The organism is Geodermatophilus sp. SYSU D00867 (assembly GCF_054050315.1).
Window position 1 is genome coordinate 40,241 of record NZ_JBJGZC010000014.1, and the last position, 15,178, is coordinate 55,418.

The following is a 15,178-nucleotide window of genomic DNA, read 5'->3' on the forward strand; positions in this document are numbered from 1 at the left end:
CGTCCGTCAGGGTGGTGCGGGTCCTCGCTCAGGCCTGGCCGTGGCCGGTGGCGGCGGAGCCGGTGCCCGCGACGTCGTCGTCCGCGGTGCCGACCTCGGCGCCGTGCTCGGTGCCCGGGGTGCCGACCGGCGCCATCGAGCGCAGCAGGATCTGGCTGACGTCGAGGACCTCGACGTGCTCGGCGGCCTCGCCGTTCTGCTTCTTCGCCGTCAGGGCGTCCGACAGCATCGTGATGCAGAACGGGCACGCCGTGGAGATGACGTCCGGGTCGAGGCCGAGGGCCTCCTCGGTGCGCTCCACGTTGATCCGCTTGCCGATCTTCTCCTCCATCCACATGCGCGCCCCGCCGGCGCCGCAGCAGAAGCCGCGGTCCTTGCAGCGGTGCATCTCCTGGGTGGAGAGGCCCTGCACGCTGTCGAGGATCTCCCGCGGCGGCGTGTAGACCTTGTTGTGCCGGCCCAGGAAGCACGGGTCGTGGTAGGTGACCTTGCGGTCCACCGGCGTCACCGGGGTGAGCCGGCCCTCCTCCACCAGCTGGCTGAGCAGCTGCGTGTGGTGGACGACCTCGTACTCGCCGCCGACCTGCGGGTACTCCCGGCCGAGCGAGTTGAAGCAGTGCGGGCAGGTCGTGACGATCTTGCGGGTGCCCGGCACGCGGCCCTCGAAGACGCCGTTCAGGGTCTCGACGTTCTCCTGGGCCATCATCTGGAAGACGAACTCGTTGCCCATGCGGCGGGCGGGGTCGCCCGAGCAGGTCTCCCCGGAGCCCAGGACGGCGAACTCGACGCCGGCGGTGTGCAGCAGCTCGGCGACGGCCTTGGTGACCTTCTTGGCGCGGTCGTCGATGGCGCCGGCGCAGCCGACCCAGAACAGGTACTCGACGTCGTAGGGCAGCGGGCCGTCGGCCATGCGGACCTCGAAGTCGACCTCCTTGATCCAGTCCTCGCGGGTGCTCGGGCTGACGCCCCAGGGGTTGCCGCGGTTCTCGAGGTTGCGCAGCATCACGCCGGCCTCGGACGGGAAGTTCGACTCGATGAGCACCTGGTAGCGGCGCATGTCGTCGATGTGGTCGATGTGCTCGATGTCGACCGGGCACTGCTCGACGCAGGCGCCGCAGTTGGTGCAGCTCCACAGGACGTCGGGGTCGATGACCCCGCCCTCCTCGAGGGTGCCGACCAGCGGGCGGTGCGCCTGCGCGTCGTTGGTGCCCTCGATGCGCGCGTAGCCGGAGGCCCAGACCTGCTCGTCGCTGGGCTTGAGGACGTCGAAGTCCGGGGCGGTCTCGGCGGCGGTCTTCTCACCCAGGAGGTACGGGGCCTTGGCGTACAGGTGGTCCCGTAGGTCCATGATCACCATCTTGGGAGACAGCGGCTTGCCGGTGTTCCAGGCAGGGCACTGGCTCTGGCACCGCCCGCACTCGGTGCAGGTGGTGAAGTCGAGCATCCCCTTCCAGGTGAAGTCCTCGATCTTGCCGCGACCGAAGACGTCGTCCTCGCCCGGGTCCTCGAAGTCGATCGGCTTGCCGTTCGAGGTCATGGGCTGCAGCGGGCCGAGGGCCGGGGCGCCGCTGGTGCCCTCGCGCTTGAAGTAGATGTTCGGGAAGGCGCTGAACCGGTGCCAGGCGACGCCCATGTTGAGCGTGCGGCTGAGGACGACCAGCCAGACCAGCGAGACGACGATCTTCACGAACGCGACGACGCTGAGCAGGTCCGGGCTGTCGGGCAGCACGGTGGCCAGCAGGCCCGAGACCGGGTGCGACCAGGCCGGCGCCTCGGTGAGGTCCGAGGAGATCTTGAGCGCGCGGATCAGCAGGATGCAGATGCCGACGGTCAGGACGACGGCCTCGACGAAGTAGCCGCGCCCCTCGTTGGACCCGGCGAAGCGGCTCGCGCGGCCCTGGCGGCGCGGGTGGTCCTTCTGGCGCCGGTAGATCAGGTACAGGATGCCGAGGATCGTCCCGGTGCCGATGACGTCGGCGAAGAGGTTCCACAGGCTCCACTCGCCGAGCAGCGGCAGGTGGAAGGCCGGGTTCCAGACCTCGCCGAAGGCCTCGACCAGGGTGAGGAACAGGCCGTAGAAGCCGACGAAGACGAACCAGTGGGCCGCGCCGATGGCCGACCACTTGAGCATCCGGGTGTGGCCGAGCGACTCGACCAGCAGGGTCTTCATCCGCGGGCCGAACGGCCCGAACCGGCTGCTGTCGGCCTGGCCGGTGCGGATGATCCGGACCATCGCCCGGACGGCCTTGTAGGCGAGGACGACCGACACGATGAGGAACAGCACGCTGATCGTGCCGAGCACGATCTGCAGGGGGCCCGTCATGATTCCCTCTCCCCACGCCTCTGCGGCGTCGGTTGACTCCGTCCGCACCGGACGACGAGAAGGGTCCCGCCGCCGTCTCCGGCCCTGAGGACCGGGGGCGGATCACGCGCGGGCTGCGGTGCCCACGCAGCCCAGCACGATAGCCGGGGTGCGCTCAGGTTACTCGGCAGTAACCGGAGGCGCGGCGCCCCGATCCGGGGCGGTCCGACGGTCCTCCCCGCCCACCGACCGGCGTCCTGACGTGCGGTTTCGCGACCTGGGGATCCGGCTGGAACACGACGGGGGCGTGTTTCCGCGCAGGCGCCGTCGGGGTGGGGAGTGACCGGGCTCACGCCCCCGGGTCACGCCCCGGTCACCGCGTCCCGGCCGTCGCACGATCAGGCCGCCTGATCGTGCCGCGTCCTGGTGCAGCGCCGACGGTGAGCCAGGAGGCGTCGTGGTGAGCCAGGACGGTGTCGCGACGTCGTCCACAGGTTCCGTGGGGACCACGGCGCGGTCGCCGCAAGATCGAAGACTGTCGACGTGCACCCGGAACTCGCCCGCCTCGCGGCCGCCCGACTCGGCGTCTTCACCGCGCGAGAGGCCGTGCGCGTCGGCTACCGACCCGACGAGATCCGCTCCGAGCTGAGCGCCGGCCACTGGCGCTGGTTGCGGCGAGGCGTCTACGTCCGCGCCCGAGACCTAGCTGCCGCCGAGTCGGACGTCCGGCTCCGGCACCTCCTCGACTGCGTCGCGGTCCTGCTCGCCCTGGCTCCCGGTCCGGTCCTGAGCCACACCTCCGCCGCCCGGGTCCACCGCCTCGTCCTCCCCGAGGACGTCGACGGGGCCGTGCGGCTGACCCACCCGGGCCAGTGGCGGCGCGGTCGGGGTTACGTCGTCGCCCGGGCTTCGCTCCCGGACGGTGACCTCGGGCGACTCGCCGGATTCGGCGTGACCGCGCCGGCGCGGACGCTCGTCGACTGCGCCCGGGAGTGGGACCTCGTGGACTCGGTGGTGGCGATGGACGCCGCACTGCACGACCGGCTCGCCGGACGGGAAGACCTGCAGGCTGCCGTCCTCCGTGCGGTGCACTGGGTCGGCATCGGCGACGCGGCACGGGCCCTCGGGCTCGCGGACGGCCGCGCGGAGTCCCCGCTCGAGTCCCGTGGTCGGCTCGCGTTGATCGAGGCCGGACTGCCCCGTCCGGAGTTGCAGGTCGAGGTGCACGGTCCGCGAGGCTTCGTCGCGCGGGTCGACGCCTGGTACGACGACGCCGGAGTCGCCATCGAGTTCGACGGGCGGGTGAAGTACCTCGACCCCGTCGACGGCCGGCATCCCGGGGAGGTGCTCTGGCGGGAGAAGCGGCGCGAGGACCTCCTGCGCGCGCTGGGCATCCGGGTCGTGCGCCTGGCACACGAGGACCTCGTGCCCGGACGGCGGCGCGAACTCGAGGCCCGGGTGGGTGGGCTCCTGGCGGCCCCGGCGGTCGGGCCACGCCGGTATCGCGTCGTCCGCACCGTCGAGCCCACCAGGGGGACCGGGCCGATCGCGGCGTCGTCGACCTAGCTCGCCGTCGTGCGTCCTGGCTCACCGCCGACGCTGAGTCAGGACTCAGCACGATCAGGCCGCCTGATCGTGCGCAGCTCGACCCCTCGGGAACACCGCCGGGTGGTCTGCCGTTACGGTGGGCAGGAAAGTTGAGCGGACCCCGCGCAAGGCGGGAGGTCCCTCGACCGACCCCCACGACACCCAGCACCACCCGAGCACACGGAAGAGGAGCCAGCTCCATGGCACGAGCGGTCGGCATCGACCTCGGCACCACCAACTCCGTCGTCACCGTCCTGGAGGGCGGCGAGCCGACGGTCATCGCCAACAGCGAGGGCTCGCGCACCACGCCCTCGGTCGTCGCGTTCGCCAAGAACGGCGAGGTCCTGGTGGGCCAGTCGGCCAAGAACCAGGCGGTCACCAACGTCGACCGGACCATCCGGTCGGTGAAGCGCCACATGGGCACCAACTGGCAGACCGGCGAGATCGACGGCAAGCGCTACACGCCGCAGGAGATCAGCGCCCGCATCCTGCAGAAGCTCAAGCGGGACGCCGAGACCTACCTGGGCGAGACGGTCACCGACGCCGTCATCACCGTCCCCGCCTACTTCGAGGACGCGCAGCGCCAGGCCACCAAGGAGGCCGGTGAGATCGCGGGCCTCAACGTCCTGCGCATCGTCAACGAGCCGACCGCGGCCGCGCTGGCCTACGGCCTGGACAAGGGCGAGACCGAGCAGACGATCCTCGTCTTCGACCTCGGTGGCGGCACGTTCGACGTCTCGCTGCTCGAGATCGGCGAGGGCGTCATCGAGGTGAAGGCCACCGCCGGTGACAACCACCTCGGCGGTGACGACTGGGACGAGCGGATCGTCAAGCACCTGGTGCAGACGTTCAACGCCCAGAACGGCATCGACCTGTCCAAGGACAAGCTGGCCATGCAGCGCCTCCGCGAGGCCGCCGAGAAGGCCAAGATCGAGCTGTCCGGCGCGCAGTCGACCAACGTCAACCTGCCCTACATCACCGCCGGTGCCGAGGGCCCGCTGCACCTCGACGTCACGATGACCCGCGCCGAGTTCCAGCGGCTCACCCAGGACCTGCTCGACCGCACCCGCGCGCCGTTCAACCAGGCGATCCGCGACGCCGGCATCTCCGTCGGCGAGATCGACCACGTCGTCCTGGTGGGTGGCTCGACCCGCATGCCGGCCGTCACCGACCTGGTCCGCGAGCTGACCGGCGGCAAGGAGCCCAACAAGGGCGTCAACCCGGACGAGGTCGTCGCCATCGGCGCCGCCCTGCAGGCTGGCGTCCTCAAGGGCGAGGTCAAGGACGTCCTGCTGCTCGACGTCACCCCGCTGTCCCTCGGCATCGAGACCAAGGGCGGGATCATGACCAAGCTCATCGAGCGCAACACCACGATCCCGACCAAGCGCTCCGAGATCTTCACGACGGCCGACGACAACCAGCCGTCCGTGCAGATCCAGGTGTTCCAGGGCGAGCGCGAGATGGCGATGTACAACAAGAAGCTCGGCATGTTCGAGCTGACCGGTCTGCCGCCGGCGCCGCGCGGCGTCCCGCAGATCGAGGTCGCCTTCGACATCGACGCCAACGGCATCGTGCACGTGTCCGCCAAGGACCTGGGCACGGGCAAGGAGCAGTCGATGACCATCACCGGCGGCTCGGCCCTCCCCAAGGAGGACATCGAGCGGATGATGCGCGACGCCGAGGCCCACGCCGAGGAGGACAAGCGCCGCCGCGAGGAGGCCGAGACCCGCAACCTGGCGGAGTCGCTGCAGTACCAGACCGAGAAGTTCCTCGCGGAGAACGGCGAGCGCATCCCGGCCGACAAGAAGGAGGAGCTCGGCGAGGCCCTGACCGAGCTGCGCTCCGCCCTCGGCGGCTCGGACATCGCCGCGATCAAGTCGGCGCAGGAGAAGGTCGCCCGCGTCTCGCAGGAGGTCGGCGGCGCGCTCTACGCCCAGCAGGCCCAGGCGGGTGACGGCGCCGGCGCCGGTGCCGGTGCCGGTACCGCGGGCGCCTCGGGTGACGGGTTCGGCGCGTCGGCCCCGTCCGGCGACGACGACGTCGTCGACGCCGAGATCGTCGACGAGGACACCGACCGCCGATGAGCCAGGGGGACGAGCAGCCGCGGGTCGTGATCCGGGACAAGCGGCGGATCGACCCCGTCAGCGGTGAGGTGCGGATGCCGGCCGGCGAGCAGCCGGCCGGCGTCCCGCCCCGCCCGGCTCCGGCACAGACACCGGCCCACCCATCGCCAGGGGAGCAGATGACCGAGAACCAGACCGCCGCCCCGGAGGCCCCGGCCGCGCCGGTCGTCGACAGCGCCGCGGACGGCGACCTGTCGCGCCAGCTGACCGAGCGCACCGAGGACCTGCAGCGGGTCACCGCCGAGTACGCCAACTACCGGCGGCGGGTCGACCGGGACCGGCAGCTCGTCGTCGACCAGGCGGCCGAGCGCTTCGCCGCCCAGCTGTTCCCGATCGTCGACGACATCGAGCGGGCCCGGGACCACGGCGACCTGACCGGCGCCTTCAAGGTGGTCGCCGACCGCGTGCTCGGGCTGCTCGACGGCCTGGGCGTGGAGGCCTTCGGCGTCGCGGGGGACCCGTTCGACCCGTCGCTGCACGAGGCCGTCCTGCACGACACGTCCGACCACGTCACGGTGCCCACCGCGACGACGGTCCTGCGGCAGGGTTTCCGCCGGGGCGACCGCGTGCTGCGCACGGCCATGGTGTCCGTGACCGAGCCCGCGGGCGGCGCCGCGGACGCCCCCGAGCAGGAGGCGACCGGCGGCGGCGTGCCGGGGGAGACCCCGGCCGCCGGCTGACCGGCCGCCACCAGACGCAGAGAGGAGGCGTCCGATGAGCACCCGGGACTTCATCGAGAAGGACTACTACGCCGCGCTGGGCGTCTCCCAGGGCGCTGACGCCGCGGAGATCAAGAAGGCCTACCGCCAGCTCGCCCGCGACCTGCACCCGGACAAGAACCCGGGCAACACGCAGGCCGAGGCGCGCTTCAAGGAGGTCTCCGAGGCCTACGACGTGCTGTCCGACCCCAAGCGGCGGGCCGAGTACGACGACGCCCGCCGGCTGTTCGGCTCCGGCGGCGCCGGGGCGCGTGCCGGGTTCCCCGGGGGCTTCCCCGGCGGGACCGGCGGCGGCCAGCCGTTCGACCTGGGCGACCTCTTCGGCGGAGCCGGGGGCGCCGGGACGCGCGGCGGGGGCGGCGGGCTCGGCGACCTGTTCGGCAACCTCTTCGGCGGTGCCGCACCGGGCTCGGCCCGGGCCCGCTCCCAGGCGGCGTCCGGGCCGGCCCGCGGGCAGGACGTCGAGACCGAGGCCACCCTCTCCTTCGAGGAGGCCGTCCTCGGTGTCACCGTGCCGCTGCGGATGCAGAGCCCGGGCACCTGCCCGACCTGCTCCGGCAGCGGCGCCCGCCCGGGCACCTCGCCGCACACCTGCGAGGTGTGCGGCGGCGCCGGGGTCACCAGCCGCAGCCAGGGCGCGTTCGCCTTCTCCGAGCCGTGCCGCAACTGCCGCGGCACCGGCCAGGTGGTCGACGACCCGTGCCCGACCTGCCAGGGCGACGGCGTCACCACCCAGACCCGCACGATCACCGTGCGGATCCCGGCCGGCGTCAAGGACGGGCAGCGGATCCGGCTGGCCGGCAAGGGCGCGCCGGGACGGCGGGGCGGCCCCGCCGGCGACCTGTTCGTGGTCGTGCACGTCAGCGACCACGAGCTGTTCGGCCGCAAGGGCGACGACATCACCCTCACCGTGCCGGTCACCTTCCCCGAGGCGGTCCTCGGCACGACGCTGACCGTGCCGACCCTGGACGGCAACGTCACGCTCAAGGTGCCCGCCGGCACGGCGAGCGGCCGCACGCTGCGGGTCCGGGGCCGGGGCGTGCCCGGCCGCGGCCGCGACGGCGACCTGCTGGTGACCGTGGAGGTCGCCGTCCCGCAGCGGCTCTCGGCCGAGGCCGAGCGGGCGGTGAAGACCCTCGACGCCGAACTGGGCGACCCGCGCCCGCAGATCACCGCGGCCACCCAGCGCAACGCCGAGCGCGGGAGCACCCGGTGAGCGCCGCGGGGACCGAGGGCCGGGAGCGCGCCGACGCGAGCCGCGCCGTCGCCGACGACGCGCCGGTCTTCGTGATCTCCGTGGCCGCGCAGCTGGCCGGCATGCACGCCCAGACGCTGCGCCAGTACGACCGGCTCGGCCTGGTCACCCCGGGCCGCACGGCGGGCGGCGGGCGGCGCTACAGCCCGCGCGACGTCGCGCTGCTGCGCGAGGTCCAGCGGCTGTCCCAGGAGGACGGCGTCAACCTGGCCGGCATCAAGCGGATCATCGACCTGGAGTCCCAGGTCGAGGCGCTGCAGCAGCGCGTGCACGAGCTGGTCGCCGAGCTCGAGGAGTCCGAGCACCGGCGGATCGCCGCGGAGACGGCGATGCGCAGCGGCTACGGCCGCGACCTGGTCGGCACCGACCTCGTGCCGGTGCGGCGGCAGCACACGTCCGCGCTGGTCGTCTGGCGCCCGAGGGAGGCGCAGCGGTGAGCGGGAACCCCGGCGGCGCCGTCGTCGTCCAGGGAGACGTGACGAGCGCGCGCCGGGAGCAGCAGCACGAGTCCTTCGTGCGGCTGGAGCGCGAGATCGGCCTGCTGCTGCGCCGGTCGCGGGCCATCTCGGCCCGGCTCGCCCGCGAGCTGCACCCCGACCTCGACGGCGCGGCCTACGGCCTGCTCGCGCTGCTGGCCGACGCCGGCCCGCTGCGCGCCAGCGACCTGGTCGCCCGGCTCGGCCTGGACAAGAGCACGGTCAGCCGCCAGGTGGCCTCCCTCGTGGCACTCGGCATGGTCGACCGCGAGCCCGACCCCGCCGACGGGCGGGCGCAGGTGCTCACCCCGTCCCCCGAGGGCGCGGCCCGGCTCGCCCGCATCCGCGACGCCCGCCGGGCGCGCTGGGAGGCCGACCTGTCCGGCTGGCCGGCCGAGGACGTCGCCCAGCTCGGCGAGCTGCTGGCCCGGTTCAACCGGCTCGGCGAGGCCCGCGAGGCGGGGGACGCCGCGGTCCCCGCGTCCTGACCCCGCCCCTCCCGCACCACGCCACGACGGCGCCCGGACCCCCGCGGTCCGGGCGCCGTCGTCGTGTCGGGGGAACACACCGGGCGGGTAGTAGGTTGTAGACAGCAACCAACCGCATGTATGGTTGTGGTCTGCAATCACCTTGTCCACGAGGTCGCCATGCCCATCACCTCCCGGACGCGCGAGCGGCTCACCGCCGGCATCGCGCGCCTCGTCCGGGCCGGCCGGCACGTGTCCGGCCGGGCCGCGGACTCCGTCTACGGGGAGCTGCCCTCCTTCGGCTGGGCGCTGCTCGTCCCGCTCGAGCGCGACGGCGAGCAGCGCTGCAGCGCGCTGGCCGCGCAGGCCGGCGTCGACGTCTCGGTCGCCAGCCGCCAGGTCGCCGCCCTCGAGAGGGCCGGCCTCGTCGAGCGCCGGCCCGACCCGCACGACGGCCGCGCCAGCCTCATCCGGGTCTCCACCGCGGGCGTCACCGCCCTGGCCCAGACCCGCGCACTGCGCTCGGAGTGGGCCACCCGGGCCCTGGCCGACTGGGACGAGGCCGACGCCCACCGGCTCACCGAGCTGCTCGAGCGGCTGGCCGACGACCTCGACCGCGCCGCGCCGCCGCCCGCCCGCTCGCCGCACGCCGGCTCCCCGCACGCCGTCGGGGCCGCCTCGTGACCACCGCCCGACCGTCCGGGCCGCCGTCCGCACCCGATCCCGCACCGACCAGGAGCACCGTGACCACCACCCGCGAGCCCGCCGTCGCCGCCCCGGCGGCGGAGGCGCCCGCCGAGCAGCAGGGCCGCATGACGCACCGGCAGATCCTCGAGGCCCTCTCGGGGATGTTGCTGGCGATGTTCGTGGCGTTCCTGTCCTCGACCGTCGTCTCCAACGCCCTGCCCACGATCATCACCGACCTGCGGGGCAGCCAGAGCCAGTACACCTGGGTCGTCACCGCCACCCTGCTCGCCTCGACGGCGTCCACGCCGATCTGGGGCAAGCTCGCCGACCTGTTCAGCAAGAAGCTGCTGATCCAGCTGTCGATCGTCGTCTTCATCGTCGGCTCGATGCTCGCCGGCCTGTCCCAGTCGGTGGGCACGCTCATCGGCTGGCGCGTGCTCCAGGGCCTGGGTCTCGGCGGCCTGCAGGCGCTGGTGCAGATCGCGATGGCCGCGATGATCAGCCCCCGCGAGCGCGGCCGGTACTCGGGCCTGCTCGGCGCGGTCATGGCCGTGGCCACCGTCGGCGGCCCGCTGCTCGGCGGCCTGCTGGTCGACACCAGCTGGCTCGGCTGGCGCTGGTGCTTCTACGTCGGCGTGCCCTTCGCCGCCGTGGCGCTGGTGCTGCTGCAGCGCACGCTGCACCTGCCGGTGACCAGGCGCCGGGTCCGCATCGACTACCTCGGCGCCGCGTTCCTCACCGCGGGCGTCTCCGCGATGCTCATCTGGGTCACCCTCGCCGGCGACCGGTTCGCGTGGGCCTCGGTCGAGACGGCGCTGTTCCTGGGCGGCAGCGCGCTCGCCGTCGTCGCCTTCGTCGTGACCGAGCTGCGGGCGGCCGAGCCGATCGTCCCGCTGCGGCTGTTCCGCGACCGGACCACGACCCTCGCCATCGTGGCCAGCGTCGCGATCGGTGTGGCGATGTTCGGGTCCACCGTCTTCCTCGGCCAGTACCTGCAGATCTCCCGCGGCTACTCGCCGACGGCGGCCGGCCTGCTGACGATCCCCATGGTCGGCGGCCTGCTCGTCTCCTCCACCGTCTCGGGCATCCTCATCACCCGACACGGCCGGTGGAAGCGGTTCCTGGTGGCCGGGTCGCTGCTCGTCGTCGCCGGGTTCGGCCTGCTGGCGACCGTCGACCACGAGACGGACATGGTCCTGCTCGGCGTCTTCCTGTTCGTCCTCGGCGTCGGCATCGGCATGACCATGCAGAACCTGGTCCTCGCGGTGCAGAACACCGTGGCCGCGAGCGACCTCGGCGCGGCGTCGTCGGCGGTGGCGTTCTTCCGCAGCCTCGGCGGCACCGTCGGCGTCTCCGTGCTCGGCGCGGTGCTCAGCAACCGGGTGACCGACCTGATCACCGCGGGCCTGCCGCCGGAGGCGGCCGCGGCCGGCGGCGGCTCGGGCGGCGTCGGCCTGGCGAGCCTCGCGGACGCGCCGCCGGCCATCCAGGAGCTCATCCGGGTCTCCTACGGCGACGCGACCGGCCGGGTCTTCCTCGTCTCCGCGGTCATCGCGGTGGTCGCCGTCGCGGCCATCCTGCTCATCCGCGAGGTGGCCCTGCGCACCGAGAGCGGCGAGGAGCGGCTGGCCCGCGAGTCCCGCCCCGCGCCCGCCGAGGACGAGGCGGTCGGCACCGCCCGCTGACAGAACGCACGACGGCCCGCTCCCCGGCTGGGGAGCGGGCCGTCGTGCGTCCCGGGGTCAGGAGTCCAGCTGGGCGTCCAGCGTGATGTCGACGGCGGCGAGCGCCTTGCTGACCGGGCAGCCGACCTTCGCCGCCTGCGCGGCCTTCTCGAACCCGTCGGCGTCGAGGCCGTCGACCTCGGCGCGCACGGTGAGCTTGATCCCGGTGATCGTGGCGCCGTCCTGGAGGCCGAGCGTGACGTCGGCCGTGACCTCGAGCGACTGCGGCGTGCCGCCGGCCTTCGCGATCTCGTTCGACAGGGCCATCGAGAAGCAGGCGGAGTGGGCCGCGGCGACGAGCTCCTCGGGGCTGGTGGAGCCGCCGGCCTCGTCGGAGGTCCGCTTCGGCCAGCTCACGTCGAAGGTGCCGAGCTTCGAGCTGGACAGCTCGACCTGGCCGGATCCGTCCTGGAGGGTGCCGTTCCAGGCGGTGCGGGCGGTGCGGGTGGGCATCGGGCTGCCTTCCGGTCGGGGGGCGCGCCGGTGTCGTCTCGCCGGCGCGCGGGACCCCGCGGCCCTACCCCGGCGGGTTGCGGGCAACCCACCGCCCGGGTCACACGGCGCGCGGCGCCTCGGTGACCCGCTGGGTCAGCACGTTGAGCGTCTGCTTGAGATCGGAGAAGGACTCCACGTCCAGGTCGAGCGCGCAGATCATGTCCTGCGAGATGGCGAAGGCCTTGTCGCGCAGGGCCCGGCCGGTGTCGGTGAGGGCGATGGCCACCGACCGCTCGTCCTCCACGCGGCGGTGGCGCGTGACCAGCCCGGCCGCGGTGAGCCGCTTGAGCAGGGGGGACAGGGTGCCGCTGTCGAGCGCCAAGCGGGCGCCGAGCTGGCCGACGGTCTGGTGGTCCTCTTCCCAGAGCAGCATCATCACCAGGTACTGCGGATAGGTGAGCCCGAGCTCCTCGAGCATCGGCCGGTACCGGGCGGTCATCGCGCGGGACGCTGCGTACAGCGCGAAGCACAGCTGATCGTCCAGAGCCACGCTCGGGGCAGGGCGGCGCGGGTCTCCGGTGGTCGTCATGCCTTGAGTGTAGGGACCATCCGGTCGCGTGGCATGCAGTTGTGCCGGATGTCAACCCCTCGGGGCGCCTCCTCGACCACCTCCTGCCCCACGAGGCAAGTTGAGCGGAACAGACTCAACCCCTGGTCCGTTGCACCGGACGACAGGATCCCCCGCCGGGACCCCGGCACGCCCAGGAGAGGACCGAGCGCACCGACCATGGAGAGCAAGCTGACCACCCGTTCGCAGGAGGCGTTCGCGGCCGCCCAGCGGCTGGCGGTCGACCGGGGGCAGGCGGCGCTGGAGCCGCTGCACCTGCTCGTGGCGCTGCTGCAGCAGAGCGACGGCATCGCCGGCCCGCTGCTGACCGCCACCGGAGCGGACCCGGCCGACGTCCGGGCCAAGGCCGAGGCCGCCCTGCGCCGCATGCCGAGCGTCAGCGGCGCCACCGTCGCCGCGCCGTCGCCGTCGCGTGAGCTGCTGCGGGTGGTCAACGCCGCCGGCGAGCAGGCCAGCGCGCTGGGCGACGAGTACGTCTCCACCGAGCACCTGCTGGTCGGCCTGGCCGGCTCCGGGGGCGAGGCCGGCACGGTGCTCACCAGCGCCGGTGCCACCCGCGACGCGCTGCTGGCCGCCTTCCGCACCGTCCGCGGCAACCGCAGGGTCACCACGGCCGACCCCGAGAGCACCTTCCAGGCGCTGGAGAAGTTCGCCGTCGACCTCACCGAGCGCGCCCGCGAGGGGAAGATCGACCCGGTCATCGGCCGGGACACCGAGATCCGCCGCGTCGTGCAGGTGCTCTCCCGCCGCACCAAGAACAACCCGGTCCTCATCGGCGAGCCCGGCGTCGGCAAGACGGCGATCGTCGAGGGCCTGGCCCAGCGGATCGTGGCCGGCGACGTCCCCGAGAGCCTCAAGGGCAAGCGGCTGATGGCGCTGGACCTGGCGAGCATGGTCGCCGGCGCCAAGTACCGCGGCGAGTTCGAGGAGCGGCTCAAGGCCGTCCTGCAGGAGATCGCCGAGTCCGAGGGGCAGGTCGTCACCTTCATCGACGAGCTGCACACCATCGTCGGCGCCGGCGCCACGGGCGACTCGGCCATGGACGCCGGCAACATGATCAAGCCGATGCTCGCCCGCGGCGAGCTGCGCATGGTCGGCGCGACCACGCTCGACGAGTACCGCGAGCACATCGAGAAGGACCCGGCGCTGGAGCGCCGCTTCCAGCAGGTCTTCGTCGGCGAGCCCTCGGTCGAGGACACGATCGGCATCCTGCGCGGGCTCAAGGAGCGCTACGAGGTGCACCACGGCGTCCGGATCACCGACGCCGCGATCGTCGCCGCCGCCACGCTGTCGGACCGGTACGTCACGGCCCGCTTCCTCCCCGACAAGGCGATCGACCTGGTCGACGAGGCGGCCAGCCGGCTGCGCATGGAGATCGACAGCCGCCCGGTGGAGGTCGACGAGGTCGAGCGCGCCGTGCGCCGCATGGAGATCGAGGAGATGGCGCTGGAGAAGGAGGACGACCCGTCCTCGCTCGACCGGCTGGCCGCGCTGCGCGCCGACCTCGCCGACCGGCGCCAGGAGCTCGCCGAGCTGACCGCGCGCTGGCAGCAGGACAAGGGCGCGATCGTCCGCATCCAGCAGCTCAAGGAGGAGCTGGAGCGGCTGCGCACCGAATCCGCGCGCGCCGAGCGCGAGGGCGACCTCGCCCGCGTCGCCGAGCTCCGCTACGGCGTGATGCCGCAGCTGGAGAAGGACCTCGCCGCGGCCGAGGAGTCGGTGGCCGCCCAGGCCTCCATGCTCAAGGAGGAGGTCGGCCCCGACGACATCGCCGAGGTCGTCCAGGCCTGGACCGGCATCCCCGCCGGCCGGCTGCTCGAGGGGGAGACGGCGAAGCTGCTGCGGATGGAGGACGAGCTCGGCAGGCGGGTCGTCGGCCAGCCCGACGCCGTCCGCGCCGTCTCCGACGCCGTCCGCCGCGCGCGGTCGGGCATCGCCGACCCCGACCGGCCCACCGGCTCGTTCCTGTTCCTCGGCCCCACCGGCGTCGGCAAGACCGAGCTGGCGAAGGCGCTGGCGGAGTTCCTGTTCGACGACGAGCGGGCGATGGTCCGCATCGACATGAGCGAGTACTCCGAGAAGCACTCGGTGGCCCGGCTGGTCGGCGCCCCTCCGGGCTACGTCGGCTACGAGGCAGGCGGCCAGCTCACCGAGGCGGTCCGGCGGCGGCCCTACACCGTCGTGCTGCTCGACGAGGTGGAGAAGGCCCACCCCGACGTCTTCGACGTGCTGCTGCAGGTCCTCGACGACGGCCGGCTCACCGACGGCCAGGGGCGGACGGTGGACTTCCGCAACACCATCCTGATCCTGACCTCGAACCTCGGCTCGCAGCTGATCGCCGACCAGTCGCTGCCGGAGGAGGCGCGGCGCTCCGCGGTCATGGACGTCGTCCGGTCGCACTTCAAGCCGGAGTTCCTCAACCGCCTCGACGACGTCGTGGTGTTCCGGGCGCTGGGCAGCGAGGAGCTGGCCGGGATCGTCGAGATCCAGGTGGGCGTGCTCGCCCGCCGGCTGGCCGCCCGCCGGCTGACGCTGACCGTCACCGACGCCGCCCGCGAGTGGCTGGCGCTCAACGGGTTCGACCCGGTCTACGGCGCCCGCCCGCTGCGCCGCCTGGTGCAGTCGGCGATCGGCGACCCGCTGGCCCGCGCGCTGCTGGCCGGGGACATCCGCGACGGCGACGAGGTCGTCGTCGACGCGCCGGACGACCTGGCGGAGGAGGGCCTCACCGTCCGCCGCGGCTGACGCGGGGAGCTCCTCACCCGGGCCCGCCGT

The 15,178-nt window shown here is 73.3% G+C and carries 12 protein-coding genes; 9 read left to right on the plus strand and 3 right to left on the minus strand.

Features of this window, described 5'->3' with window-relative positions:
• Positions 1-28: 28 nt before the first annotated feature.
• The gene (locus ACI8AK_RS14570; RefSeq protein WP_387992044.1) at positions 29-2,323 is read right to left on the minus strand and encodes a heterodisulfide reductase-related iron-sulfur binding cluster; all 2,295 of its coding nucleotides are present in this window, start codon (positions 2,321-2,323) and stop codon (positions 29-31) included.
• A 522-nt stretch (positions 2,324-2,845) separates the two neighbouring features.
• Between ACI8AK_RS14570 and ACI8AK_RS14575 the strand changes: the two genes are divergently transcribed.
• From ACI8AK_RS14575 to ACI8AK_RS14610, 8 genes are all read left to right on the plus strand, one after another.
• Complete coding sequence (locus ACI8AK_RS14575; protein ID WP_456956823.1) at positions 2,846-3,868, plus strand: hypothetical protein; 1,023 nt, start codon at positions 2,846-2,848, stop codon at positions 3,866-3,868.
• A 221-nt stretch (positions 3,869-4,089) separates the two neighbouring features.
• Positions 4,090-5,973 (plus strand): molecular chaperone DnaK, encoded by a 1,884-nt coding sequence (dnaK, locus tag ACI8AK_RS14580; protein ID WP_456956825.1) that lies wholly within the window; start codon positions 4,090-4,092, stop codon positions 5,971-5,973.
• Positions 5,970-6,692 (plus strand): nucleotide exchange factor GrpE, encoded by a 723-nt coding sequence (gene grpE, locus ACI8AK_RS14585; RefSeq protein WP_456956827.1) that lies wholly within the window; start codon positions 5,970-5,972, stop codon positions 6,690-6,692. The genes dnaK and grpE overlap by 4 nt, the downstream gene beginning before the upstream one ends.
• 34 nt (positions 6,693-6,726) lie before the next feature.
• Entirely contained in the window at positions 6,727-7,947 is a 1,221-nt protein-coding gene (gene dnaJ / locus ACI8AK_RS14590) for a molecular chaperone DnaJ (protein ID WP_456956829.1), read from the plus strand.
• A complete protein-coding gene (locus tag ACI8AK_RS14595) occupies positions 7,944-8,423 on the plus strand; it encodes a heat shock protein transcriptional repressor HspR (protein ID WP_387992059.1) in 480 nt (159 codons plus the stop codon). The genes dnaJ and ACI8AK_RS14595 overlap by 4 nt, the downstream gene beginning before the upstream one ends.
• The gene (locus tag ACI8AK_RS14600) at positions 8,420-8,950 is read left to right on the plus strand and encodes a MarR family winged helix-turn-helix transcriptional regulator (RefSeq protein WP_387992062.1); all 531 of its coding nucleotides are present in this window, start codon (positions 8,420-8,422) and stop codon (positions 8,948-8,950) included. The genes ACI8AK_RS14595 and ACI8AK_RS14600 overlap by 4 nt, the downstream gene beginning before the upstream one ends.
• A 159-nt stretch (positions 8,951-9,109) precedes the next feature.
• Positions 9,110-9,613: a MarR family winged helix-turn-helix transcriptional regulator gene (locus tag ACI8AK_RS14605; RefSeq protein WP_456956831.1), complete on the plus strand. Its 504-nt coding sequence runs from the start codon at positions 9,110-9,112 to the stop codon at positions 9,611-9,613.
• Positions 9,614-9,672: 59 nt separating this feature from the next.
• Positions 9,673-11,301, plus strand: coding sequence for an MFS transporter (locus tag ACI8AK_RS14610; RefSeq protein WP_456956833.1), 1,629 nt, complete (start codon positions 9,673-9,675; stop codon positions 11,299-11,301).
• Positions 11,302-11,358: 57 nt separating this feature from the next.
• Here the strand turns inward: ACI8AK_RS14610 and ACI8AK_RS14615 are convergent, their stop codons facing one another.
• Together ACI8AK_RS14615 and ACI8AK_RS14620 are read right to left on the minus strand one after the other, a co-directional pair.
• The gene (locus ACI8AK_RS14615; protein ID WP_387992071.1) at positions 11,359-11,793 is read right to left on the minus strand and encodes an OsmC family protein; all 435 of its coding nucleotides are present in this window, start codon (positions 11,791-11,793) and stop codon (positions 11,359-11,361) included.
• A gap of 100 nt (positions 11,794-11,893) precedes the next feature.
• Positions 11,894-12,364, minus strand: coding sequence for a MarR family winged helix-turn-helix transcriptional regulator (locus ACI8AK_RS14620; RefSeq protein ID WP_387992074.1), 471 nt, complete (start codon positions 12,362-12,364; stop codon positions 11,894-11,896).
• Between the two features lie 198 nt (positions 12,365-12,562).
• Here ACI8AK_RS14620 and clpB point away from each other — a divergent pair, with 198 nt between their 5' ends.
• Complete coding sequence (clpB, locus tag ACI8AK_RS14625) at positions 12,563-15,148, plus strand: ATP-dependent chaperone ClpB (protein WP_387992077.1); 2,586 nt, start codon at positions 12,563-12,565, stop codon at positions 15,146-15,148.
• The last annotated feature ends 30 nt before the right edge of the window (positions 15,149-15,178 follow it).

Bases quoted from the DNA above. Each gene is read 5' to 3' on its own strand.
- grpE (WP_456956827.1), top strand. From the start codon at position 5,970: ATGAGCCAGGGGGACGAGCAGCCGCGGGTCGTGATCCGGGACAAGCGG.
- ACI8AK_RS14615 (WP_387992071.1), bottom strand. From the start codon at position 11,793: ATGCCCACCCGCACCGCCCGCACCGCCTGGAACGGCACCCTCCAGGAC.
- clpB (WP_387992077.1), top strand. From the start codon at position 12,563: ATGGAGAGCAAGCTGACCACCCGTTCGCAGGAGGCGTTCGCGGCCGCC.
- ACI8AK_RS14620 (WP_387992074.1), bottom strand. From the start codon at position 12,364: ATGACGACCACCGGAGACCCGCGCCGCCCTGCCCCGAGCGTGGCTCTG.
- dnaK (WP_456956825.1), top strand. From the start codon at position 4,090: ATGGCACGAGCGGTCGGCATCGACCTCGGCACCACCAACTCCGTCGTC.
- ACI8AK_RS14605 (WP_456956831.1), top strand. From the start codon at position 9,110: ATGCCCATCACCTCCCGGACGCGCGAGCGGCTCACCGCCGGCATCGCG.
- dnaJ (WP_456956829.1), top strand. From the start codon at position 6,727: ATGAGCACCCGGGACTTCATCGAGAAGGACTACTACGCCGCGCTGGGC.
- ACI8AK_RS14570 (WP_387992044.1), bottom strand. From the start codon at position 2,323: ATGACGGGCCCCCTGCAGATCGTGCTCGGCACGATCAGCGTGCTGTTC.